This window comes from Brevundimonas sp. UBA5713, from assembly GCF_002419815.1.
Lineage (GTDB): Bacteria > Pseudomonadota > Alphaproteobacteria > Caulobacterales > Caulobacteraceae > Brevundimonas.
Genome location: NZ_DIGV01000026.1, coordinates 1 through 23,303, shown reverse-complemented (window position 1 = coordinate 23,303; position 23,303 = coordinate 1). Strand labels below are relative to the sequence as shown.

Sequence of the window (23,303 nt, the reverse complement as noted above, 5' to 3'; positions counted from 1 at the left end):
TCTGATGGCCCGTTACAACAAAATCTATGCGGGTCCGGCCACTCAGGTCACCCCGCAGGTTCGTGAGCTTCCGGCTGCGGCCTCGACCGTACCGGGATCCTTGGTGGTTGTGACCGCTGGCAAGTTTGCGCTGGCAGGTGCCACGACCGTCGGCAAGGTCTGGGTCGCTCAGGACAACCATCTTGCCGGGAAGGGCGTCGATGACGCGATTGCCGCCAATGACGTCCTGGTCGGCATGGAGCTGCTGGACGAGCAGTTTTTCAACGTGCGGGTCGCCACCGGCAACAACCTGTCGATCGGCACTCCGCTGACCCCGGCTGCCGATGGCGCGCTGGCCATCGCTGTCACTTCCGATCTGGTCGTCGCCTACTCGGAAGAAGCCTTCAACAACACCTCGGGTTCTGCCCAGCTGGTCCGTGTTCGCGCGGCCACCGGCGGCCACCTGACCGCAGCGGCCTAAGGAGGGCTGACGATGCGCTATTTTGACGAACAGCTCGTCGCCAACTCCCGCCCGCACCAGCAATGGTGGGGTGAGGTGTCGATGAGCCGTGAGCACTTCCACCGCGTGGAAGATGCTCATGCGGCCCTGTATGGCGACATTTCGGGCGTCCAGAACGCAGCCGCCATCCTGCCGCGTGACGCCTGGCTGGACCTGGACGGCATCACCCGCCGCGTCATGCGTGCCGACGAAGGTCAGGCGTGGATGGCGGACCTGATGCCGCTGGCCAAGCCGGTCCACATCGGCAAGCTGGTCCACCTGACCCGCGTGTCGGGCGATGCTGGCACCGTGGTCCGCTCCATGAGCGGTCAGGTCCCGACGCCGGTCGATAAGGTCAGCTACGACTATCGCGGCGCGCCGGTGCCTATCTTCTCGACCGCCTATGGTCGTGAATGGCGCGAGTGGAACACCCTGCAATCCGAGAACTTCGATGCTCTCTCGGACGACCAGGAAGCCCACGTCGCCAAGATCCGCCGCGACCAGGCTCTGTATGTCCTCGACGGTGATGCCAACATCACCTTCCAGGGCTACCAGGCCTACGGCATCCGCACCTCGCCGCTGTCCAAGGCCATCAACCTTGGCGCGGCTGCGGGTGGTGCCAATATCGATCTGACGTCGCCCACCACGACTTCGGACGACATCGACACCTTCTTCACCCAGACTCTGGGTGCGATGCTCGATGCCAACCTGATCACCGGCAAGGTCAACCTCTACGTCTCGCCGGAGATCGCCCGCAATCTGGATCGCTCGTACTCGGGCAGCGCCGGCTTTAAGGGCGGCACCCTGCTGCAGTACCTGCTGACGAACCGCCGCATCGGCAAGATCGAGGTGTCCTTCGAGCTGTCCGGTAACGAGTTCTTCGGCTTCGTGCCGTCGAGCGAGTTCATCCGCCCGCTGGTCGGCATGGCCACCAATACCACGGCGATGACCCGTCTGAACCCGACCGATAACTACCAGTTCCTGGTCATGGGTGCCCTCGGGATCGAGATCCGCGGCGACTACAACGGCAAGTCGGGCGTGTTCTACTCGACCGACATCGACTAACCCGGCGGGGCCTCGGCTTTGGCTGGGGCCCTTCCTCTTCTGGAAGGAGCGCGACATGCGCATCAAGATCACCGCGCCGGGCATCTACGACGGCAAGGGCAAAGAAATCCAAGTCGGCACCGAACTGACCGTGAAGACCGAGCCCAAGGGCTGGGCTGGCCGCTACACCGTTCTGACCGAAGATCAGAAGGGCAAGACCGGCGTGAAGGCCGTCCATCGTGGCGGTGGCTCGTACTCCATCATGGATGGGGACAAAGAACTGGTTGAGAAGCTCGGCAAAGATGACGCCGAGGCGTTCAACGCTCTGAGTGACGAAGACAAGGCGGCCTTTGTCGCCGAACAGGCCAAGGCGTAATCAAGATGGCCGCGCATGGAACGCCTGAGGGCTTCGACGAGTGGCTCGCTGCGCGCGGCTATGTCCTGCCGCTTGGTGCGCCCAGCGCGGCCATTCTTCGCCAGCGGGCGACCGACTACATCGATGGGCTGTATGGCCCGCGCCTGATTGGTGATCCGACCGTCGTTCCGCTGCTGACAGCGCTGGCGAACGCTACCTATGCGGCGGCGCTGTATGAGGCGCAGAACCCGGGCGGGCTTTCGGTAGCAGCCAGCCAGTCCGGAGCCATCAAGCGCGAGAAAGTCGACGTGCTGGAGGTCGAGTACGTGGCTGGTAGCGGTGACGCTGTCGCAGACGCCACTGTGCGCCTGTCGGCCGTAGAGGGCTATCTCGCACCGTACCTGCGCCTTGAGGGTGTCGCCGGCCTGGGCCTCTGGGCCGTCGGCTGATGCCCGCCTTCGATTACGCCCGCGCAGCTGCCACGGCAGAGCGGTTGATCCGAAAGTTCGGTGCATCGGGCTTCATCCGCCGCGAGACGCCCGGCTCTGGCCCGTCCTATGATCCGGGTCCGCCGACCGTGACCGACCACCCCGCGCACATCGTCCTGACCGCCTATTCCAACCGAGAGATCGACGGCCAGCGCATCCTCTCCACCGACCGGAAAGCCCTGGTCGAGCCCGCCATAGGCATAGAGCCCACGACCTCGGATTTGCTTGTTACGGCAGACGGTGCGATTTTGACCGTTGTGAGCGTCGATCTGCTGCGACCGGCGACCACGACTGTCCTCTACGTCCTGCAGGTGCGCGCATGAGCCCCAAAAAGTCGATCGCGCTGGCGACCGCCACGCTGCAAGACATCATCTCCTGCGGCCATCGCATGAGCTCTGCCAACATCCGAGGCTCGGACGGAGCCAGCCAGCAGCCCATCCGGGACCAAGCCCACGCTCTGCTGGATGCCTACCTCGATCAGATGGCGGCGGCGGGCAAGGCCGCGGCGGACATCCTCGAGGACTGACCTGTGACTAAAATTCGGAGGCAGCGCCAGCTCTATACGGAGCTGATGGCGAAGTATGGCCGCGAGGTCGCCGAGGCATTCTTCCGGGCCATCGACCAAATCCGGTCCGGTGTTGAGCTCCAGCGCCTGGTGGCCCTCATCGACCAAGGGAACATCGAGGAAGCGCTTGCAGCGCTGCATATCGATCCCGAAGTATTCAACGAAGTCGCAGACCGAGCGCGCGAAGCGCACGATGAGGCCGGTCGGATAGCAGCTGAGGGCATGCCGCGCCGACGTCCTGATGGCACCGCTCTGGTCGTGCGTTTCGACGCGCGGAACCCAGAGGCTGAGGCCTGGTTGGCTCGGCATTCGTCAGACCTGATCACTCGGCTCACTTCCGAGCAGCGTCAGCTGGTCCGCGCCAGCCTGACGGTAAGCATGGAGAACGGCGTGAACCCCCGGCAGGCCGCCCTCGATGTGGTGGGCCGGATCAATCGGGCAACAGGCAGGCGTGAAGGCGGAATCCTTGGTCTGACGCTCCAGCAGGCCGGGTTTGTCGCCTCGGCCCGCGATGAACTGGCCAGTGGCGATCCCGAGGGCATGAAGCACTATCTGACGCGAGGGCGCAGGGATAAGCGCTTCGACCGATCGATCACCAAGGCCATCCGTGAGGGCCGGCCGGTGGATTCTGATGTCGCTGCCAAGGCTATAACCGCATATGAGCGCCGACTGCTCCAGCTTCGCGGCGAGACCATTGCCCGGGTCGAGACGATGACCTCAATGCAGCAGGCCAAGTTTGAAGCTTATCGCCAGGCGATCGCGGCAGGGAAGGTCGCTGAAAACACGGTGACGAAGGTCTGGCGCTCTGCCGGTGATTTCCGGGTCCGACATACCCACCGGGGGCTCAATGGGGACAGCGTCCGCTTTGGAGAGCCGTTCGTAAGCCCGTCGGGGGCTCGAATGCAGTTTCCGATGGACACCAGCCTTGGGGCAGGGGCGTCCGAGACAATCGGATGTCGCTGTGATTGTGAATACCGCATCGACTTCCTTGCCAATCTGAGGTGACGCTATGGCTTCGTCAGGCACCGCGCAAATCACCGCATGGGTCGCCAAGACGAAGGAGCGCATCGCCGCCGTTCGCAATGAGAGCGTACAGCGGGTTGTGGAGGCCATGCAGACGCCCGTCGGGGCTGGTGGTAATATGCCGGTTGATACCGGCTTCCTGCGGGCCTCGCTCGTCGCCCAGATCGGCTACGGGGTGCCGCCTCTGAGAGAAAGGCCGGACAGCGACGCCAAGCACAGCTGGAACCCCGTCGGCATCCAACTGATCCTTGCGGGGGCTGAGGCTTCCGACACCATCACCATCGCTTACAGCGCCAACTACGCCCGCCATCAGGAATACGGATCTAACGGGCGCATGGGCCGCCGCTTCGTGGCGCTGGCCGCTCAGCAATGGCCGCAGATCGTCGCCGAAGTGTGCCGCGAGGCCGAGAGCCGCGCAGGAGGCTAACCCATGCAAAAGGTCACAGACGCCCTGCTCTCGCGAGTGGGGTCTTTGGTGCTGTCTCCCGCCTTGCCGGTGGCTTATCCGGGGCTGTCGTTCACGCCCCCTGCGGGCGGCAAATATCTCACCGCCGAGGTGTTCTACAACGCTCCGCGCTGGGAAGGTGCGACCTCTGGCCGGATGGATCAGGGTCTACTGCAAATCACGGTCGTTTGGCCGAAAGGCGTGGCCACCATCCAGCCCATTACTGTCGCGGACGCGGTGCGCTCGCACTTCGCCAAAGGCACCGAGCTATTCAGCAACGGGCGCAAGGTCACGGTCTCGCAGGAGCCGCGCATCGCTACCCCGCTGATCGAGGACAGCCGCACGCTGGTTCCCGTCACCATTCCGTGGGTCTCGGCCTGACGGATCGCCTCAAGGCCGAGATGGGCGCGGCTTCATCACACATCTGAAGGAGCCACCCCATGGCTATTGCTGCTACCACTGGGGCCAAGATCTACATTGGCCCGACCACTGCCGCTGCGACCGCTTCGGCCTATGCCGCGCTGACCTACAAGGAAATCAAGGAAGTCGAGAGCATCGGCGAGTTCGGTGACCAAGCCGCGACCATCGAGTTCACCTCGCTTGGTGATGCCCGCGTCCGTAAGCGCAAGGGCGTCCGCAACGCTGGCGATATGACCATCACGGTCGCCAATGACCCGTTGGATGAAGGCCAGCGCGCGGTTGTTTCCGCCGAGGCCACCGAGTTCGCCTACGCCTTCAAGGTGGTGCTAGCTGACGGCGCAGACGCCAACGACACCGACAGCACCTTCTACTTCCATGCGCTGGTTGGTTCGGCCCGCCTGAGCAATGTGTCGGCCAACGAGATCGTCAAGCGGGCGTTCAACCTGCTGATCGACACCGCGATCATCGAAGTGCCGTCTACGGCAGACACCTAAAAACCTCCCCTCAAACTTCAAGGCTGGGGTCGCGCCCCAGCTGCTTTTTGAAAGGCAAGTCCCATGGATTTGGCTCAACTCGACACGTCTGTTGCCGCCGAGACCGGTGCGGTCATGCACCTGAACGGCCCTGATGGTGCACCGCTGTTCACCGAAGACGGCAAGCCGCTGACCATCACACTGTTGGGGTCGGACGGCAAAACCCTGACCACCCTGACCAATCGTCAGGCCAACGCTATTCTGCGCAATCGTTCTCAGGTCATCACGGCAGAGATGGCGATGACCAACGAGATCGAACGTCTGGCGACGGCCACGACTGCGTGGTCGAACATCGTCCTTGAGGGCAAGGCGCTTGAGTGCAACCTCGACAACGCCCGCGCCCTGTATCGCCGCCTGCCGTGGGTGCGCGATCAGGTTCGTGCCTTCATTGACGACCGCGCAAATTTCTTGACGGCCTCGCCGAAGAGCTAATCGCCTTCGCTGAGGCCGCGCTCAACGACAAGTACAAAGGGCCGCTGCCGGACTTTCCCGACCAGATGGAGCCGATCTGGCAGGCCTACACGGCCCTGCTGGGGACGCGCCAGATCGGGATGGCTGTTGGCCCCATCACCTACGCCGAAATCGCCGCCTACAACGACCTCATGAATGCGGGCTTCGGGCCGTGGGACGTGAGCGTCATCCGGCGACTGGACGCGGCCCGCCTGCGCGTGACGCCTAAGCCTGGCAAGGGCGACGGGCAAATCTCCATGAAAGACACCAAGGCCGTCGGCTCGCTTCTGCGCGGACTGAAGGCCAAGAAGGAGGCTCAGAAATGACCGATCTCGCCGTTCTGGGTCTCCGCGTCGAAAGTCAGGAAGTCGCGCAGGCAGAGGACCGCCTGGACGATCTGACCCGTTCCGCCGCCCAAGCGGAAAAGGGACTGGATCGGCTGGGTAACACGGCCCGTCACGCCGGCCATGGCGTCAACGCCATCGTCACCCAGCAGGTCGCCATCCGTCGCCAGTTCGGCTTCACGGCGCAAGAAGGGCTGAACCTGTCCCGCCAGATGGCCGACATTGGCGTGACGGCTGCCATGGGCATGAACCCGCTGATGATTGCGCTTCAGCAAGGCCCGCAGCTGTTCGACATCCTGCAGATGGCGGCCGTTCGCTCGGGCATGAGCATCCGCGCTGCCTTCGTGGCGACCGGCGCGGTCATCTGGACGGCGCTGGCCCCCATCCTTCCGATTATCGCGGGAATTGGCCTTGCTGTTGGTGCTGTGGCGGGTGTGACGGCACTCGCGGCCCGCTCAATGAACAAGGAATTCGGCGACCTGACCGTGGGCATGGGCCTGACCGAAGAGCAGCTTGAGAAGGTTCAAAACAAGGGCGTCACCATGGGCGATGTCGTCAAGGGAACGCTCAAGACGATCACGGACGAAATCAACACCATCCTTGGCCCGACGATAGAGAAAATCGGCGGCTGGTTCAGCGATGCCATGGATGCCGCGACCCGCTGGGTCTTGGGTGCCACCAAGGCTATCGTCGGCTCACAGGTGGGGGCCATGTATGCCATCAAAGCGACGTGGCGGCAGTTTCCGGCCATGATGGCGGACGCCTTCGCCCTGGCTGTGAACCATGTGGCTGCGGCCGTTGAGAACATGGTGAACCGCGTCATCGACGGCTACAACAAGGCCCTGCCTGTTCTGCGCGCACTGACGGCCGCCACAGGCCCTGCTGGCATGGTGCGGGCCGCAGGGATGAGCGAGGCCAGTCACATTCGGTTGGGTCGGATGCAGTCCAGCGGGGCACTTGCGAGCGGTCTGGTGGAGGGGATTAATGCTTATGGTGCAGGCTATCAGGCTGGAGCGGCGTGGGTTGACGGTGTAGCTGAAAAGCTAGAAGCAAACACGGTTGGGGCTGCACGTGACCGGATCCGTGAGAAAGCGGGCGAAGCGCCGGAGGAACGCGCAGCCCGAGCGGGCCGCCAGCGCCAGACCCGACCGGAGCGCATCAACCTTGTGACGCCGGAGCGCCAGCGCCTAGAGCCGCTGCGCCAGATGTCTATCGAACTGATAAACCCGCTTCAGGCGATTGCCGACGAGATGCGGCTGATCGACGATCTGGCTCGCGATATGGCGCAGGGCCTATCGTCTGCGTTCGGCGAGAGCGGCAGGGCGCTGGGCGACGTTCTGACCGTCATGACCGGCTATCAGTCGCGCATGGCGCAGATCAATCTTGCTGAGAGTGAGCAGCGTCTCACTGCCGCCCAAGCGGCCCGTGAACGCGCCCAAGCCGAGATCCAGTCCTACGGCGACATGGCGGCGGCGGCGCGGGGCTTCTTCCAAGAGGGCTCGGACGGCTACCGCATTCTGCTGGCCATCGAGCAGGTCTATCGCGCCCAGCAACTGCTTGGGATGATGCAAGCCATCATCTGGGGCCGCAAGGAAACCGCCGAGCAGGTGGCTCAAGACGCCACCAAGGCCAAGTCCGGTGCCATCGTTGCCTACGTCAACGCGATTAAAAATCTGCCATTCCCGCTGAACCTCGCGGCGGGCGCGGCCACTGTCGCCGCTCTGATGGCAGTCGGTGCATCAATGACGCGCGGCCCATCGGGCGGGTCCAGCAAGGCAGCCGAGGCCCAAGAGGCATACGACACCTCTCAGCACCGCGCCGCCGAAGGGCACTACGCCATTGGCTATGCGGCGGGCCGCACCATCGACGTGCGCGTCACCGCCGACCGCGACGGGCTGAACGCCTACGTCGAGAACACTGCCGAGCGCGTCGCCGCACCGATGGCCGCACAGGCGGGCATGGCGGCGGTCTCCTACAACCGAGCCGAACAACAGCAGGCCCAGCGTCGTCAGCGTCAGAGGTTCACGTAATGGCCATTGCACTCCCGACCAGCCTCGCACCTACCGCGCTCACGCCGCGTTTGGTCACGCGCCGCAGGGATATTGAGCCGACGTTTGGCGGGCCTGTAACTCGCATCCAGCGGCTGGGCTCACGCTGGGCCTTCGACGTTGAAATGCCACCCATGTCCTATGTCGAGGCAATGGCATGGGTGGCGGCATTGGCGCGGGCCGAGGGTGACACGGTGTCCCTTCGGCTGCCCCAACCGGGCTTCAATGTTGGCAATCCGGGCACGCCGCTGGTCAATGGCGGCTCGCAACTGGGCACGTCCATCAACCTCGACGGGTTTGGGGCTTACACAGCCAAAGCCGGTCAATGGTTCAATGTCACCATCTCCGGTCGCAACTACCTCTATCAGGTTGCCGAGGACAAGGCGGGAGCCTCGGGCGCAATGACCGGCCTCAAGATCAACCCGATGATCCGGCGCTCCCCGCCTGACAATGCTCCGGTCAACTTTGCGGCACCGGTTGTCGAAGGCTTCCTGCAAGGGCGCGAGACAAGCTGGACGGTCGAGAACGCGATGTTCGTCGGCCTGTCGTTCTCAATCGTAGAACGCGAGTAAAATCATGGCCTTAAATCCAAGCATGGACACCGCGCTTCAAGGCGCGGCCCCTCTCGTGTGCCTGCTGCTCGAAATCGAGTTGCCCAGCCACACCATACGCATTTCGGACGGCGGGCCAGTCATCTTTGGCGGCCAACTGTTCGACAGTCAGGACAGCGTTTACGGCGTGCTGGATCAGGTCGAGACGGTTACGGACGCGCTCGGCACCGAGGCCCCGAAGGTCCGTTTCGGCTTTCTGCCTGCCTCTCTGCCCGCGATGGCGGATATCACTAATCCGACCAATCAGGGCTCGCCGGTCAAGCTGTGGTTTGGGGCCATCGATCAGGCGACCGGCTGGCTGATTGGCGAGCCTGAGCTTCTTTTCTTGGGCGAGTTGGATACCGCCGAGTTTGAGGCAACAGAGAGCGCGACCGTAATCACTTTTGACGTGGCTTCGGCATGGGAGCGCTTGTTCGACAGCAACGAAGGCCTCCGGCTTAACAACGCATTCCTACAGTCCGTTTGGCCCGGCGCGCTGGGCTTCGAATACATCACCCACATTCAACGACCCCTGCCGTGGAACCAAGACGCACGTCGCCCGACCGTCGTGCGCGACGTGAACGGCGGGGGCGGCGGTAGCGGCAGCTTCACAGGTGGGGGCGGCGGATACGGCGGGGGTGGGCGCTGGGACGGCAATGACATGGTGGTGCATTACTGATGACTAATCCGATGATCCGACGCATCGCTGCGGTCGATGCCACCATTGCGCGCTTTAACGGCAAGCCTCTGAAGTACGGCAAAGACGACTGTGCCCGCATGGCCTCCTTTTGCCTGCGGAAACTCGGCGTCAGAACCCCGATCCTCAAGGCCGGCACTTACTCGTCGGCCGTCGGCGCTGCGCGTGCCATGAAGCGCATGGGCGTCAAAGACCTGATCGAAGGTATGGACCTGTTGGGCCTGCCGCGTATCGCGCCTGCTACGGCGCTGCCGGGGGATATTTTCGCCCTGCCCGGTGAAAACAATCAGCCTGCTCTAGCCGTAGCAGTCGGAAACGGTCGCGTTCTTGGGTGGTGGAATCCGGAAACCGGCATCTGCGCTGTCGTCCAGCCCCTGCAATACCTTGCAGCATGGAGGTCTATCTAATGGCCTTTATCGCCACAGCCGCTGCTGCTGTCGTTACAACTATCAATAGCGCGTTCGTCGCGGCGGCGGGGGCAATGCTGCCCGGCTTGTCGTTCAGTACTCAACTGGCGGTTGCTAACTTCGCCACCAAGGCTGTCCTGTATGGTGCCGCCTCGTTGGCCGGTATGGCGGCGACGAATGCCCTAATGCAACCAAAGACGGGCGCTGGCGGCTCTCCGACCGACTTCAAGGCCGACCCGTCTGCGCCGATCTCTGGCGTGATGGGACGCTTCGGCGTGGGTGGTCGTCAGGCGCACGGCAACACGTGGGGCAAGGGCAACCTGTTCATCTCGTTCGCCACAGTCCTGTCGCTGGGTCCTATCGATAGCGTTCAGGCGTTCACGGCAAACGAGCAGGTGGTGACCTTCCCCGGCGCTCAAGGTCTGGCGGCGAACGTCGAGCCCTACAAGGACAAGATGTGGATGACGTATCGCCTCGGCTTGCCGAGCGATGCAGCTTTAGGCCCGCCCACGGGTCAAGGGCAGGGCAGTCCCGCCATGTCCGAATGGACCTCGACTCACCGGATGGCCCAGTTCGCACACGCGTTCTGGACCATGCGCAACAACTCCAAGTCGGCAGGTTACGAGGGCGGCGTGCCCAAGCCGCAATGGACCGTGCGCGGCATGAAGGTTTGGGATCCGCGCAAGGACAGCACATATCCGGGCGGCAGCGGCCCCCAGCGGCGCGCCGATTGGCGCACGTGGGAATGGAGTGAAAATCCCCAGCTGCATGCGCTGGCATGGGCTCGCGGCCACCACAAGCTGAACACTGACGGCACCATTGACCTGACCAAGAGATTGGCCGGTATCGGCGCTCCTGATGAAGCCATCGATACTGCCGCCTTTGTTGCCGGTGCCAACATCGCCGACGCCAATGGTTGGAAGATCGCGGGCGAGTGGACCACGCAAGATGACAAGTGGCAGACGCTGGCCGCCATGCTTCAGGCTGGCGGTGCTGTGCCCGTCAACCGTGGCGCTCACATCAGCTGCCTGACCAACGCTCCGCTGGCGTCGATCTACCACCTGACTAACGAAGACCTTGCTGGCCCGGTCAATCTGAGCGTCATGACGACGCGGCGTGATCGCATCAACACGATTGTGCCGCGCTATCGTTCGGAGCCGCACTTCTGGGAGCAACGCGCTGCCGGTCCGGTCACCTCTGCCATCTATCGCACCGAAGACCGCAACGAGGCCCGCACGCGTGAGGTTGCCTACAGCTTCGTCGCTCAGGCCAAGCAAGTTGCCGAGCTGGCCGCCTATGACGTGGCCAACGCACGCGAAAGCCTGACCGGCTCAATGCCCTGCAAGCCGCATCTTCTAGGCCTTCGCGCGGGCGATGCTTTCACGGCCACTGTGCCGGAAGCGGGCCTGAACAATCAGAAGTTCGTAGTCGTTAAGCGCGTGTTCGACCCCAGCACCTGCGTAGTTACGCTGGAAGTGCGCTCGGAAAGCGATGCCAAGCACGCATGGGCGCTTGGGCAAGCCGCTAATCCCGCGCCTTCGCCGAGCCTGACGGCGGTCGATCCGCTGCCTCCGGCTCCTGTGGCTGATGAATGGTCTGTGGAGCCGATGCCGCCCGCAGCGGGTGGCGTGCAAATCCCTGGGTTAGAGATAGTCGGCACTCCGCCGGATGCTGTCTCAGAGGTACTTATCGAGGTTTCCACGACGGGCACCGATCCGTGGAACGCGATTTACAAAGGCACACCTCCGACGGGATCTATCCCTGCGCCGGGCCTTCTTGCGGGCCAGTCCTACTATGTTCGCATCACCTATTTTAACGCGCTGGGCGCGGCATCCACACCGCTTGTGCGTGGGCCGTTCGTAGCGGGTGATCTGGTGGCGGGCGACACCACCCACCTTAAAGGCGAGCCTGTTCAAAACATCCTCGACCGTCTGGTGGGCGTTGAAGCCATCTCGGCCTCCAACCAGACGGCGGTGTCAGACCTCGAAGAGGTGTATGGCGACACGGTTGCGGCGGCTCAGTCGGCTTTGGCCGCTGGCGAGGCCGCCAATCTCGCTGTCCTGAAAGCTGGCGAGGCTGGTTCGTCCGCCAACGCGGCCAATACTTCGGCGGGCATCGCTACCACCAAGGCTGACGAGGCCGGCAGCAGCGCCACCGCAGCCAATGCCAGTAAAGTCGCAGCTGAAAGTGCGCGAGATAGCGCATCAGGCTCGGCGTCGGCGGCAGCCACTTCGGCATCGACGGCTTCAACCAAGGCAACAGACGCCGGTAACAGTGCTACCGCTGCATCTGGTTCTGCTACGACAGCTTCCACAGCTGCCGGTGACGCTCTGACCTATAGCAACCAGGCCTCATCGGCCAGGGATGACGCTGTTGCGGCTAGTGTCGCAGCAGGGGCGTCGGCGGCAACAGCGCAGGCCGAGGCCGCGACGAGCATTGAGCAAAAGAACTTAGCAACTGCTGCGGCAGCAGAAGCTGCTGTGAACGCTAATCTAGCTGCCCGCACCGGGGGTGGTGCGATCAATGTTGATCCAGCGTTTTCGAACTACCCGACAGACGCCCAAGTTCCCGCTGCTTGGTGGGCGTGGGGGTCCATGCGCGATCAGGCTCGACGTACAGATGGCAGGTTCTCGCCCTATGCCTTTCAGCAACATGATAACGTCGGTGGCGTACGCGAGGACTGTGGTATTGGCCAGACGATACACAATGTCGCTAAAGGTTATTATGTGATCGAGGCCGACGTGCGGCTGCTCGCAGGAGGCTGGCGCGGCGCGGGTGTGTTATTCTCGATGGGAGCATGGGGCGACGGCACCATTGTCGCCTATAATTTTGGAACAGAGCCCGACACGAATAATCAGGTTGGCAATGTCGGCAGTATCGTCCGTAGCTTCAGAAGACTAGTTCACATTCCGGACGTGGCAAATGGCGTGATGACCCTTCACGCCATGACGAGCTGGCAAGCTGGCTTCGGTATCGTTGATCCAAAAATTATCGTGTGGGATCGCTGCGCTATTCGCCCAGCAACGGAAGGTGAAATTGCGGCGGGTACGGTTCTGCCAGACGTTCAGGCTCAGCTCGCCATCACGGCGGCAGTGGCGGCGGATAGCCAGTCCCGACTGGGGAGCGTCAGCTTTGACGTCACCGGCGGGGCGGGCGGCGCGCCGTTCCAGATCTGGGGCAAGGCTGGGCCGGATGGTTCAATGGCGGGCCTCGTTGGCACGGCACTGATCCTGTCGAACGTGCTGGGCACGCAAGTGGTCGAGGCGCTGAAGCTGGTAGACGGTCGCGCTTTCTTCAGCGCACCAGTCAGCATTGTTCAGGGCGGCAGACGAATGACTCTAGGGCCGGGGTTCGGAACCACTGGTGATCTGTTGCTATGGTCTGGCCCCGCGTCCGTACCGGTCGGCTCGGAATCTCTTGATAACGGGATTCTCGGCATCACAGAGGATGACGGGTTCTTTGGAGGTCGAACGCTCACGGGCCCTTTTGATAGTGGGGACAGCGGCCCCCTTACCCCGCTGACGACCGCGTGGACCACTTTAACATCCAATGCGCGGGTTCAGCGTGGCGGATGGTATCTGTTCTGGCCGACTTTCTATCATCAGGGCAGCGGCACGCCAGACGGCGAAGGCTATGCTGAGTATGGCGTCCAATGGCGCGTAGTCACCACCAATCCATCGGGCGGAGACGTCGAAGTTTTGGCGCAGGGTACTGTGGGCCAAGGCGGCTTTGGCTCGTCATGGGGGCCACTGATTTATGAGCCGCCCACGGCTTGGAATGGCCTTGCAAGCACACGTCACGGAAACCGTCTCGTCCGGCTTCAAGCACGCCGACAGTCCGGCGATACGGCGTCCGTGTCCAGTTACCGTCTACGCGGCTTCTACGCCGTTTGAATAGGAGAACCACATGACTGATGCAGCCACGCGCGAAGCCAATTGCGCATTGCTCCAACCTCTGATCGATGCGGGGATTGGCTCCGATCAGGCTCTAAATCTCACTGTGGGCCAGATGACCCAGCTGCTGCGGGACAATGTGGCCGGGATGACCGCGCTGGACCCGCTTATGTCCAACCTTCTGACCAGTACGGCGGGTGTGCTGGAAACCCTGAACAACCGCGTGCGTCGCCTATGGGACGAAAACGCGGAGCCAGCGCCCCCACTTGATGACCCAGAAGATGCCCCGCCTGAAGACGCCGAGGCCTGAACCTAATCCACCGCCTCAGGGCGGCTTTTTTATGCTCGGAGACTGCGCATGACACCTTCAGTCTGGGTCGCCATGGCAGGCCTGTTTGCGGGCCTGTTTGTGCAGGTGGCCGTGTTTGCCTTCATGCTGGGGCGGTTGTCGCAGCGGGTCACGACGCTGGAGCGCGACGGTTCTGCCTTGCAAGGTATCCGTGACGCAGTGACCAAGCTGACGGTCCAGATGGACACAGCTCAGGGCGACATCAGTCACATCAGCCGCGACGTGAGCGGTCTGCAACGGTCGTTGTCCAACATCGTGACGGATCGCGCGAGCAAAACGGTTGAGCTGCCAGCAACGCCAGCACGCCAGCGCAGACGCGGAGGCCAAGAATGAGCCGTAAGCCCCCCAAATGGTGGCCGCAGGTGATCAACCTGCCGCGTACCACGACCATCCTCGCTCTGGGCTTTCTAGCTGGAAACCTGTTGTTCCTGCCTGTGATCGCGTGGCTGGGGGATCAGGTTGCAGAACGCTATGCCGACGCCGTGATGCTGGTGGCGTCGATGTTCAAGGACGGCATGCTGCTGATCCTCGGCTTCTACTTTGGCCGAAACCAGCAAGGCCAGAGCGCGGAAGCATAGGCGGCTAGCTCAGCCAGCCGCTTAACGCGCCGAGCAAGAAGCGTCCCAGATCGAAGATCGTATAGGCCAGCGTCGCGGCAAACAGCGTCGCCACGCTGACCAATAACAAGTTGCTGGGCTTCTCTTCGCGCATAGCCCAAACGAACCACCAAAATACAACCTTAGCAATAGGAGGCTTTGATGCTCGACGCTCGTCGTTTGCAGCAGCGCCTTGGCGTGCCTGCTGATGGCATTATCGGACGCGGGACTTTGACCGCGCTCTTTGCCTACATGGGCTCGCAGCCCGTTATCGCCGCCGAACTGGCTCTCGCAGCCAATGTCCACTTCCGCACGTACGGCATTATGGATAGCGGGCTTCGGCTTGCTCACTTCATGGGGCATTGCGCGCATGAAAGCGGCGGCTTCCGTTATATGGAAGAGATCGCCAGCGGAGCCGCCTATGAGGGGCGCAAGGATCTCGGCAACATCCAAGCCGGTGATGGCCGTCGATACAAAGGCCGCGGACCGATCCAGCTGACCGGCAGAGCGAACTATCGCCGCGTCGGACAGACCATCGGCATCGACCTCGAAACCCACCCTGAGATCGTCGCCAAGCCATCTATCGGCCTGCTGGTCGGCTGCATCTATTGGAACGAGCGCAAGCTGAACGCCAAGGCGGATGCCGATGACCTGTTGGGCCTGACGCGCGCTATCAATGGCGGCACCAATGGATTGGATGATCGCAAGGTCCGTACAGCCCGCGCGAAGGCGCTGGTGCTGTGATGGCCGGTCTCGCTTTGTTGATCCGTTCGGCATGGCGGTCGGCGGTCCAGATTGGCCGCTCGCTTTCCGTCCTCGGCTGGACCGTCTTGGCGCTGGCCGCCGCTCTGGTGCTGTTGCTGGCCACCTGTGCCCAGCAGAGCGCCGAGGAGGCGAACCGGGTTCGTCGCGAGGCTGAATCCCGAGCCGTCGCGCTCGACCGTGCGCGCAAGGCCGACACCACAGCCAGCGATGACCGGCTGTTCGATATCCAAGTCAATCTCAACCGCGAAAAGGAACGAACCGATGCGGTCTCTAGGTTACCTGATGCTCCCTCTAGCCCTGTGCAGCGCCGCCTTTATTGCGTCTGGCTGCGCGACCAAGGCACCCGAGACGCGGATCTACCCGCCGATTGCCGATCTGACGGTCGAGGCCAAGCCGCTCGCTGATCCGGCGGGGTTTGAGAGCGAGCAAGCCTTTGTGGATCACGTCATCGCGCTGGAGATGTGGGGCGAGCGGGGGTGGGACGCCGTCGCGCGGTTGTGCCGGTGGCATGCCGATATGGGAATGAGCGGGCTTAGATGTCCCCCGCCTCGACCCCGACCGAGGCCGGGCTAGAACTATAAGCCAGCGCCTCCTCCAAGACTTTTGACATTCGGCAGGCCGCCTCGAGGAGGGGCCTTGTGGACGTATCACTATTCGCGACTTGTCGTTTACACTTGGTGCATTACATCGGAAGTCCACCTATCAAGGATATTCCAATGCCAGTTATAACAATATCAGGAAAAAGTGTGATCGATGCTGGCTCATTCCCAATGGGCCTAGAAGACACTGAGGCCGAACTAGACATCCGAGGTGCTCTGTTTTTGTTTCGTATAGACGGCGCTGCTGAAAAGCTCACAGCCATCACCAGTGACGATCAAGGCAGAACGGTCATGTTGCTGCGCCACCACCAAGCCGGTCAGGTTTCTGTCTTTAGGTCCGAATGGATAGGCGACGCGCACCGATTTTCGGCCGTGTTCACCATGCAGGGTAGCGCGCCAGGGCCCAATCTTCGTGGGGCTACCCTCATTACCTACTCGGTGACTGAGGAGGCAATCTAGCCGATCAGTAAGTTGGCTTTTCAAATGGTCCAAAACAATAGCCCGCTCCGGTTCGTCCGGGGCGGGCTTTTTGCGTTTAGGCGTTCAGGTCTCGATATTGCGGGCCGCACACCAGCCGTTTAATCGTTCACGCCGAGGCGCGGGGGTATCTGATTTTTTGTCAGATCTGAAGCACACGCAAAGTCACAGCCGCTCTCCGGAGAAACCACTCGCGGGACGGAAGGGTCTACCACTGTAAAGTTGAAATAATCGCCGCCACAGGCGGACCCTCCGCACGCCGTCCAAAGCACAAGCCTTGTGTCGCGTCCTAGTCCCACACAGGCCATGCCGTTATGGTCGTTAAGGCTCTGTTTCAGACTAATGTTAATCGGCGCGCCACTTGTCGCCCTTCTAACGATTACATCGCCTACGTCGAGATCTACAGTGAATGTCTCTGGGCCAAAGTTTGATATGCCCAAAACTCTTACCAAGGCACCCCCACAACCGCCAGTGTAGGCCATCAGAATCTCAGCAGCAGGGGGGCCCGAAATAGATGAATGTAAGCGGATCGACTGTGCTGAAGCAGTGGTCGAGAAGAGGCAGCACGCTAGGGCAAGGTGGGTTGTAAATTTCATGTTCATCACTGCTGGTTGTCTCCAAGACACTCGCAGGTAAACGCCGTTCTGTAAAATCAGAGTCGGCTGGATGAGTGGCTGTGGCCCGGCATTATGCGCCGCCGCGTTCCTTGAGGGCTTGTGATCTGATGAGCGCGCGACGGCGGCGTTCGCGCTCCAATAGAGCGCCAAGTGGCCCGAGATCTGCAAGTCGCAACTCGATTGGAGTCGGGAGTTCGCTCACGGCTACCAGATAGTCTGCGATATTCAGGCCATGATCGGCGAGCCTGTCGGCGAGACGTCGAAAACCGGTCGACATCGAGAGATGGCTCCCAGCCATGAATTCGCCATGGGCAGCGGCATCTTGTTGTCGGTCAATTTGATATCGTTTGGCCCCACACTGGGCGCATTTGAGTGACCGCGCCCAGTCTCGTATCGAATGTGTCAGGGCATGCGCATGGTGAGCGCAAATCTCGCGGCCATTCAAATGGCGGGTCTTGTCGCAGGACCAACACCGCACACGCAGCAGCCAGCCGCACCGCACCACGTCAACCAAGGGCAGTTCGCCACCGGTGAGGTAGGGAAACGTGTCATCCGGTGCCACGTCCTTAAAATATGATTTCACTTGGCTCTGGGAATTGTCCGGGCTGCTCATGGTTGTCTCTGGAACTGCGCGACCTTCGCGACCCATAACCCAGAACGCAAAGAGAACAAAGCGGAGTGCGTAAAGCATCACCACGCAGGCGGTTGGCTACGAAGTCGTATACAGAGAGCTCCTAACTAAGTGATTGTTTTCGCGAAAACGGGCCGCTGACTTTTAATCAGAGGGTCCTCGGTTCGAGCCCGAGGGGGCGTACCACTCTCGTGAAGCATTCCCCTTAAAATTCATGTCCTTACGCGATGAATTCGGTCCTCGCGGGAGCACGGCTTAGCTTTTTGTGACGTTTTGGCGGAACAGGGCAAGGGTTCGCGCCCTTACTCTGCCATGACAATCAAAACTAAGCTGTTCGTAGCCGGTGCCTGTGTGGTTCTGGCGGGGTGTAATGCTGGCGCGTCGGCGCGCAGCGGGGTCGATCAGGTGGGGGCCGGACTGGGCGGGGCCTTGCAGGCACCGCTGGAGGACCTCAACCTCGTCCGCGAGGATATTCCGCAAGTTCTGTTGCAGGCCCGCGAGAATCCGTACGATGCGCGCGGCATGGCGCGCTGTGCGGCGATTGGTGCCGAGATCGCGCGTCTGGACGAGGCTCTGGGGCCTGACAGCGATGTCGCGCAGGAAGAAGACGGCCCGCTGAGCGAGCAGGCGGCGGACGCGGCGGCCGATGCCACCCTTGATGCTGTGCGCGGCACGGTGACCGACTTCATCCCCGCCCGTTCATGGGTTCGCCGTCTGACGGGCGCGCATCAGCATAGCCAACTGGTTCAGTCGTCCATTCGCGCGGGCTTGCAGCGCCGGTCCTTCCTGAAAGGCATCGGACAGCAAAAGAACTGTGCGCCGCCCGCCGCGCCTGCGGGCTATCGCCGCCGTTAATGAAAAAGGGGAGCCGGTTGAATCCCCTTTTTTCTGCGGGCAGGGCTGCAGTTAGGAAATGGCGGCTTCATCTTTGCGATCCAGCGACTGGCCGTGGGTGCGCATCCACTGGGCCAGCGAATCCAGAGTAGGGCCTAGCGTGCGGCCCAGATCGGTAATGCGGTATTCGACACGCGGCGGCACCTCGGCAAAGACCTGACGCTCGATCAGCTTGTGGCGCTCGAACAGACGTAACTGCCGCGTCAGTTCCTTCTGCGTGATAGGGGCGACCGCGCGCTGCAAGGCGCTGAAACGCACCGGCCCGTTGATGAGGATCAGGCGGTAGAGGATAGGAATCGCCCACTTTCCCGAGATCAGATTGACGAAATCAATCATCGGGCACGGCTCGTCCATCGAAGGCAGGTTTTCGGGGCCTGGAGACATCAGCGCCTCAATGCGGTTCTAATGCCTCCTTTGTATCCAAAAGGTGCCTACTATACAAATGGTACTAATGGAGGGGAGCATGGCGCTTCCTGACATCACAAAACGGATATGCGCTTATGACACGCCTTCAGAACAAGTTCGCCTTGATTACGGGCGGGACCAGCGGGATCGGGCTGGAAACGGCCCGTCAGTTCATGGCCGAAGGGGCCGAGGTAGCCATCACAGGCCGTAATGAACAGGCACTGGCGAGCGCCCGCGAAGAACTGGGGACGAAGATTTGGACGATACGCTCGGATGCCGCAGACGTGGCGGCACAGAGGGCGCTGGCCACCCAGTTGGCCGCGAGATGGCCGCGACTGGATGTGCTTTACGCTAACGCCGGTGATGTGACCCACGGGCCACTGGAGGGGTGGGAAGAGGCGCAGTGGGACAGGCTGATGGCTACCAATCTCAAGGGACCTTTCTTTCTGATCCAGTCGCTTTTGCCGCTTCTGGGTCATCATGCGTCGGTTGTGCTGTGCGGCTCGACCAGCGCCCATATCGGTTTGCCACAAAGCAGTGCTTATGCCGCCAGCAAGGCCGGACTATTGGCCTTGGCGCGAACCCTGTCGGCTGAACTGGTCGCGAAGGGCATCCGCGTAAACGTGCTTAGCCCGGGGCCAACAGAAACACCGGCTCTCGGCAAGCTGGGTCTGTCGGCCGAGGCGCAAGCCCTCATGCAGGACGACATTCGCAAACTGGTCCCCATCGGGCGTATGGGAACGCCGTGGGAACTGGCCATGGCGGCGGTCTATCTGGCCTCGGATGAATCGCGTTTCGTCGTGGGAACAGAGTTGCTTGTCGATGGGGGCGTGGCCAATCTTTAAAAAAACCCTCGACCAGCGATCGTGGTCGAGGGTTTTAAGGATAGGCGTGGGCGCGATCAGGCCTTGAGGTGGCGGGCGCGGAAATCCTTGCGGAACTGCTCGAATTCGCCCTTTTCGATCGCATCGCGCATGGCGGCGGTCAGGGCCTGGAAGAAGGCGATGTTGTGCCAGCTCAGCAGAATCTTGCCGAGGATTTCGTCAGCCTTCACCAGATGGTGCAGATAGGCGCGGCTGTAATCCTGAGACGCAGGGCAGGGGACCATCGGGTCCAGAGGGCTTTCGTCCTCGGCGAATTTGGCGTTCTTGATGTTGATCGGACCATCCCACGTCCACGCCTGACCATGACGGCCTGCGCGGGTTGGTAGCACGCAGTCGAACATATCGACGCCGCGATAGACGGCCTCGACCAGATCGATCGGCTTGCCGACGCCCATCAGGTAGCGCGGGCGATCCTTGGGCAGGTATTCCGGCGCATAGTCCAGAACCTCGCACATGGCCTCGTGGCCTTCACCGACGGCAAGGCCGCCGATGGCATAGCCGTCAAAGCCGATTTCCTGCAGGCGTTCCGAGCTTTCCTTACGCAGGTTCTGGTAGGTCGAGCCTTGCTGGATGCCGAACAGGGCCTGAGTGTCGCGCGTGCCAAAGGCGTTCTTGGAACGCACAGCCCAACGGGCCGACAGCTCCATACCCTGACGGGCGCGTTTCTCTTCGGCGGGATAGGCGACGCATTCGTCCAGCTGCATGACGATGTCAGAACCCAGTCGGTCAGCTTGAATCTGGATCGAGCGTTCGGGCGTGAGAACGTGCTTGGAGCCATCGATGTGGCTGGAGAAGGTCACAGCCTCTTCGGTTAGCTTGGAAATGCCCGACAGGGACATGACCTGAAAGCCGCCGGAGTCCGTCAGGATCGGTTTGTCCCAACGCATGAATTTATGCAGGCCACCCAGACGCTCCATACGCTCCGGTCCCGGGCGCAGCATCAGGTGGTAGGTGTTGCCCAGCAGGATATCGGCACCGGTCTGGTTGACCTGATCGACCGTCAGGGCCTTCACCGTGGCAGCTGTGCCAACGGGCATGAAGGCGGGCGTGCGGATATCGCCGCGTGCGGTTTTCAGGACGCCGGTGCGGGCGCGGCCATCGGTGGCCTTGATATCAAACGGAAAAGGCAAAGTGTTCTTACGCGGTTAGAGCAGGCGCTGAAGCTGTTCGGCGCGCTGCAGGTCCTTGGGGCGGCCAAACAGTTTGCAGGTCTCAATCTGCTCGGCGACGGAGGGGATATAGATGCGTCCGCCGTCAACCGCCACAGGGATACGACTATCGAAGGTCACCAGTGTCCATTCGCCACCGTTGCGGACCTCCATTTCGGCCATGACCTCCACCGGAACCGGCGTGGTCAGGATTTGCCCATAGACACGCGACCGGAACAGGCCTTCACCAGGATCAGGCGAGGTCTCGCCATATAGGCTTTCAATCAGAAGCTTGGCATCCCGTGGGCTGCACATCACGTCAATGTCTGGAACGCGCCATTCCGTCAGACCGCTTAGTGCCATGGCTGCCCCGCCAAATACCCACCACGGATCACGCAACTCGGTGGCGGCAGAGGCCAGAATGTCCAGAGCGGCGGAAAGGTCTTCGGGCAGGTCTTCGTAGTGTGTAGGCATGACCTCTCTATAAGCCGCTCTGTCCTCTGAGCAAATCACTGTTCGGCATTATTCTTTGCGATACCGAACGGTGCCAAATCTGGCGTATTATTTGGGGCAGGGGTCGCCTGATCCGATTATTTCAGAGGTGCAGCTATGGCTTTGTTATCGCATACGGCATCGCAGACTTTCAGCCGTCACTGGCGCACCCTTATGTGGGGTTGGATTGTGGCCTTGCTCCTTCTGCCCGCAGTCAGCATGCTTTTTACCGAGAGCGTAAACTGGGGCGTTGAAGATTTCGCCTTCGCCATCCTTCTGTTGGGAAGTGCCGGATTGCTGGTCGAGTTGGCGGTCAGACGGCTGAAATCCGCCCGTGCCAGAGCGACCGCAGGGGTTATTGTCGCTGCGGTGGTGACCCTGATCTGGGCGCAGGCGGCTGTGGGCGTATTCTAGGCCGACGCCCTGAACAACAGGCTGCCGTCCCCATAGGAATAGAAGCGGTATTCGTTCTGGATAGCGTGCTTGTAGGCAGCCTGCATGGTCTCGAAGCCCGCAAAGGCGCTGACCAGCATGAACAGGGTCGATTTCGGCAGGTGGAAATTGGTCATCAGCACATCAACCGCGCGGAATTTATAGCCCGGCGTGATGAAGATGGCCGTGTCGTCGTGGAAGGGCCGGATGATGCCGTCTTCTCCCGTCGCGCTTTCCAGCAGGCGCAGGGAGGTGGTGCCGACACAGACAATGCGGCCACCCTTGGCATGGACTTCATTCAGGGCGTTGGCCGTTTCCTCGGACACCGTACCCCATTCGGAGTGCATCTTGTGGTCCTTGGTGTCGTCGGCCTTGACCGGCAGGAAGGTGCCTGCGCCCACGTGCAGGGTTACGGCGTGGGTCGAGACGCCTCGATCACGAAGTCGCTGCAGTAGCTCCGGTGTGAAATGCAGGCCCGCTGTCGGGGCCGCGACCGAGCCGTCATGCTGGGCATAGACGGTCTGATAGTCCTTCTGGTCCTGCTCGTCCTCGGGGCGTTTGGCCGCGATATAGGGGGGCAGGGGCATGACGCCGACATTGCGGATGGCGTCATCCAGCGCGGGGCCCGCCAGATCGAATTTCAGCGTCACCAAGCCGTCTTCGCCCTTGGCTTCGATGGTGGCGTTTAGGGCCGAGGCCTCGCAGGCGCGATCTTCGGTACTGCCAAAGCGCACGCGGTCGCCGACCTTCAGGCGCTTGCCCGGCTTCATAAAGGCAGACCAGACGTCGGGCGCATCGCGGTGGTGCAGGGTGGCTTCGACCTCGACCGTCAGGGTTTCGCCTTCCGGACCCACACGCTCGCGGACGCCGCTCATACGGGCAGGGATCACGCGGGTGTCGTTGAACACCAGCGCATCGCCAGGCTGCAGCAGGTCCGGAAGATCACGCACAATGCGATCTTCTAGCGCGCCGTCCTTCACAACCAGAAAGCGGGCGCTGTCACGCGGAGAAACGGGCCGCACGGCAATGCGGTCCTCGGGCAGGTCAAAGTCGAAGTCGGAAGTTTTCACAGGCGCGGTGAACACCTGACCGCAGGCGCGGTCAAGTGCTGCCTTTATCCAGCGTAGCGCGACAGGCCCAGATCATGGGTTTCGATGGCCGGTTGCGCGCCCGTCACCAGATCGCGGATCACCGCTGCCGAGCCGCAAGACATGGTCCAGCCCAGCGTGCCGTG

Annotated in this window: 31 protein-coding genes; 25 read left to right on the top strand and 6 right to left on the bottom strand. The window is 61.9% G+C overall.

The window, feature by feature from the left end:
- Positions 1-4 precede the first annotated feature (4 nt).
- The 20 genes from B3B04_RS06225 (at position 5) to B3B04_RS06130 (ending at position 14,707) form a co-directional block, all read left to right on the top strand.
- Positions 5-460 (top strand): hypothetical protein, encoded by a 456-nt coding sequence (locus B3B04_RS06225; protein ID WP_292041086.1) that lies wholly within the window; start codon positions 5-7, stop codon positions 458-460.
- Positions 461-472: 12 nt separating this feature from the next.
- A complete protein-coding gene (locus B3B04_RS06220) occupies positions 473-1,543 on the top strand; it encodes a major capsid protein (protein ID WP_292041083.1) in 1,071 nt (356 codons plus the stop codon).
- A gap of 55 nt (positions 1,544-1,598) precedes the next feature.
- The gene (locus B3B04_RS06215) at positions 1,599-1,898 is read left to right on the top strand and encodes a hypothetical protein (RefSeq protein WP_292041080.1); all 300 of its coding nucleotides are present in this window, start codon (positions 1,599-1,601) and stop codon (positions 1,896-1,898) included.
- A 5-nt stretch (positions 1,899-1,903) separates the two neighbouring features.
- The gene (locus B3B04_RS06210) at positions 1,904-2,326 is read left to right on the top strand and encodes a DnaT-like ssDNA-binding protein (protein WP_292041078.1); all 423 of its coding nucleotides are present in this window, start codon (positions 1,904-1,906) and stop codon (positions 2,324-2,326) included.
- Complete coding sequence (locus tag B3B04_RS06205) at positions 2,326-2,688, top strand: hypothetical protein (RefSeq protein ID WP_292041077.1); 363 nt, start codon at positions 2,326-2,328, stop codon at positions 2,686-2,688. Before B3B04_RS06210 ends, B3B04_RS06205 begins: the two co-directional genes overlap by 1 nt.
- A complete protein-coding gene (locus tag B3B04_RS06200; protein WP_292041076.1) occupies positions 2,685-2,891 on the top strand; it encodes a hypothetical protein in 207 nt (68 codons plus the stop codon). The genes B3B04_RS06205 and B3B04_RS06200 overlap by 4 nt, the downstream gene beginning before the upstream one ends.
- Positions 2,892-2,894: 3 nt before the next feature.
- Positions 2,895-3,935: a phage minor head protein gene (locus B3B04_RS06195; RefSeq protein WP_292041074.1), complete on the top strand. Its 1,041-nt coding sequence runs from the start codon at positions 2,895-2,897 to the stop codon at positions 3,933-3,935.
- A gap of 4 nt (positions 3,936-3,939) precedes the next feature.
- Entirely contained in the window at positions 3,940-4,380 is a 441-nt protein-coding gene (locus B3B04_RS06190; RefSeq protein WP_292041071.1) for a hypothetical protein, read from the top strand.
- Between the two features lie 3 nt (positions 4,381-4,383).
- Positions 4,384-4,779 carry a phage tail terminator-like protein gene (locus tag B3B04_RS06185; RefSeq protein ID WP_292041068.1) on the top strand — a complete coding sequence of 132 codons (396 nt, stop codon included), beginning with the start codon at positions 4,384-4,386 and terminating at the stop codon, positions 4,777-4,779.
- A gap of 59 nt (positions 4,780-4,838) precedes the next feature.
- The gene (locus B3B04_RS06180; protein ID WP_292041065.1) at positions 4,839-5,312 is read left to right on the top strand and encodes a phage tail tube protein; all 474 of its coding nucleotides are present in this window, start codon (positions 4,839-4,841) and stop codon (positions 5,310-5,312) included.
- Positions 5,313-5,375: 63 nt separating this feature from the next.
- Entirely contained in the window at positions 5,376-5,783 is a 408-nt protein-coding gene (locus B3B04_RS06175; protein WP_292041063.1) for a hypothetical protein, read from the top strand.
- The gene (locus B3B04_RS06170; protein ID WP_422653063.1) at positions 5,783-6,127 is read left to right on the top strand and encodes a phage tail assembly chaperone; all 345 of its coding nucleotides are present in this window, start codon (positions 5,783-5,785) and stop codon (positions 6,125-6,127) included. The genes B3B04_RS06175 and B3B04_RS06170 overlap by 1 nt, the downstream gene beginning before the upstream one ends.
- Positions 6,124-8,175 carry a phage tail length tape measure family protein gene (locus B3B04_RS06165; RefSeq protein WP_292041057.1) on the top strand — a complete coding sequence of 684 codons (2,052 nt, stop codon included), beginning with the start codon at positions 6,124-6,126 and terminating at the stop codon, positions 8,173-8,175. The genes B3B04_RS06170 and B3B04_RS06165 overlap by 4 nt, the downstream gene beginning before the upstream one ends.
- Complete coding sequence (locus tag B3B04_RS06160; protein ID WP_292041055.1) at positions 8,175-8,765, top strand: hypothetical protein; 591 nt, start codon at positions 8,175-8,177, stop codon at positions 8,763-8,765. The genes B3B04_RS06165 and B3B04_RS06160 overlap by 1 nt, the downstream gene beginning before the upstream one ends.
- A 22-nt stretch (positions 8,766-8,787) precedes the next feature.
- The gene (locus B3B04_RS06155) at positions 8,788-9,462 is read left to right on the top strand and encodes a hypothetical protein (protein ID WP_292041052.1); all 675 of its coding nucleotides are present in this window, start codon (positions 8,788-8,790) and stop codon (positions 9,460-9,462) included.
- Entirely contained in the window at positions 9,462-9,887 is a 426-nt protein-coding gene (locus tag B3B04_RS06150) for a DUF6950 family protein (RefSeq protein ID WP_292041049.1), read from the top strand. The genes B3B04_RS06155 and B3B04_RS06150 overlap by 1 nt, the downstream gene beginning before the upstream one ends.
- A complete protein-coding gene (locus tag B3B04_RS06145) occupies positions 9,887-13,780 on the top strand; it encodes a hypothetical protein (RefSeq protein WP_292041048.1) in 3,894 nt (1,297 codons plus the stop codon). Before B3B04_RS06150 ends, B3B04_RS06145 begins: the two co-directional genes overlap by 1 nt.
- A gap of 13 nt (positions 13,781-13,793) precedes the next feature.
- The gene (locus B3B04_RS06140; RefSeq protein WP_292041044.1) at positions 13,794-14,090 is read left to right on the top strand and encodes a hypothetical protein; all 297 of its coding nucleotides are present in this window, start codon (positions 13,794-13,796) and stop codon (positions 14,088-14,090) included.
- Between the two features lie 48 nt (positions 14,091-14,138).
- Entirely contained in the window at positions 14,139-14,462 is a 324-nt protein-coding gene (locus B3B04_RS06135) for a hypothetical protein (RefSeq protein WP_292041041.1), read from the top strand.
- Positions 14,459-14,707, top strand: coding sequence for a hypothetical protein (locus tag B3B04_RS06130; protein ID WP_292041040.1), 249 nt, complete (start codon positions 14,459-14,461; stop codon positions 14,705-14,707). Before B3B04_RS06135 ends, B3B04_RS06130 begins: the two co-directional genes overlap by 4 nt.
- Positions 14,708-14,711: 4 nt before the next feature.
- Here B3B04_RS06130 and B3B04_RS06125 read toward each other — a convergent pair whose 3' ends face one another.
- Positions 14,712-14,840 (bottom strand): hypothetical protein, encoded by a 129-nt coding sequence (locus B3B04_RS06125; protein WP_292041037.1) that lies wholly within the window; start codon positions 14,838-14,840, stop codon positions 14,712-14,714.
- Positions 14,841-14,887: 47 nt separating this feature from the next.
- Here B3B04_RS06125 and B3B04_RS06120 point away from each other — a divergent pair, with 47 nt between their 5' ends.
- A complete protein-coding gene (locus tag B3B04_RS06120; protein WP_292041036.1) occupies positions 14,888-15,469 on the top strand; it encodes a glycoside hydrolase family 19 protein in 582 nt (193 codons plus the stop codon).
- Positions 15,469-15,894 carry a hypothetical protein gene (locus tag B3B04_RS06115; RefSeq protein WP_292041034.1) on the top strand — a complete coding sequence of 142 codons (426 nt, stop codon included), beginning with the start codon at positions 15,469-15,471 and terminating at the stop codon, positions 15,892-15,894. Before B3B04_RS06120 ends, B3B04_RS06115 begins: the two co-directional genes overlap by 1 nt.
- Before the next feature lie 1,359 nt (positions 15,895-17,253).
- Here the strand turns inward: B3B04_RS06115 and B3B04_RS06110 are convergent.
- Complete coding sequence (locus B3B04_RS06110; protein WP_292041032.1) at positions 17,254-17,796, bottom strand: hypothetical protein; 543 nt, start codon at positions 17,794-17,796, stop codon at positions 17,254-17,256.
- A gap of 330 nt (positions 17,797-18,126) precedes the next feature.
- Between B3B04_RS06110 and B3B04_RS06105 the strand changes: the two genes are divergently transcribed.
- Positions 18,127-18,669, top strand: a complete 543-nt coding sequence (locus B3B04_RS06105; protein ID WP_292041030.1) for a hypothetical protein — start codon at positions 18,127-18,129, stop codon at positions 18,667-18,669.
- 51 nt (positions 18,670-18,720) lie between these two features.
- Here B3B04_RS06105 and B3B04_RS06100 read toward each other — a convergent pair whose 3' ends face one another.
- The gene (locus tag B3B04_RS06100; RefSeq protein ID WP_292041028.1) at positions 18,721-19,092 is read right to left on the bottom strand and encodes a winged helix-turn-helix transcriptional regulator; all 372 of its coding nucleotides are present in this window, start codon (positions 19,090-19,092) and stop codon (positions 18,721-18,723) included.
- 116 nt (positions 19,093-19,208) lie between these two features.
- On the opposite strand from B3B04_RS06100, the gene B3B04_RS06095 reads away from it, so the two are divergent.
- Positions 19,209-19,958, top strand: coding sequence for an SDR family oxidoreductase (locus B3B04_RS06095; protein ID WP_292041027.1), 750 nt, complete (start codon positions 19,209-19,211; stop codon positions 19,956-19,958).
- Positions 19,959-20,014: 56 nt separating this feature from the next.
- Here B3B04_RS06095 and tgt read toward each other — a convergent pair whose 3' ends face one another.
- Positions 20,015-21,127: a tRNA guanosine(34) transglycosylase Tgt gene (gene tgt / locus B3B04_RS06090; RefSeq protein ID WP_292041025.1), complete on the bottom strand. Its 1,113-nt coding sequence runs from the start codon at positions 21,125-21,127 to the stop codon at positions 20,015-20,017.
- A gap of 15 nt (positions 21,128-21,142) precedes the next feature.
- Positions 21,143-21,619 (bottom strand): hypothetical protein, encoded by a 477-nt coding sequence (locus B3B04_RS06085; RefSeq protein WP_292041024.1) that lies wholly within the window; start codon positions 21,617-21,619, stop codon positions 21,143-21,145.
- A gap of 213 nt (positions 21,620-21,832) precedes the next feature.
- Here B3B04_RS06085 and B3B04_RS06080 point away from each other — a divergent pair, with 213 nt between their 5' ends.
- A complete protein-coding gene (locus B3B04_RS06080) occupies positions 21,833-22,051 on the top strand; it encodes a hypothetical protein (RefSeq protein ID WP_292041022.1) in 219 nt (72 codons plus the stop codon).
- Here B3B04_RS06080 and queA read toward each other — a convergent pair.
- Positions 22,048-23,139 carry a tRNA preQ1(34) S-adenosylmethionine ribosyltransferase-isomerase QueA gene (gene queA, locus B3B04_RS06075; RefSeq protein ID WP_292041020.1) on the bottom strand — a complete coding sequence of 364 codons (1,092 nt, stop codon included), beginning with the start codon at positions 23,137-23,139 and terminating at the stop codon, positions 22,048-22,050. The two genes, B3B04_RS06080 and queA, sit on opposite strands and share 4 nt — an antisense overlap.
- Positions 23,140-23,303 lie beyond the last annotated feature (164 nt).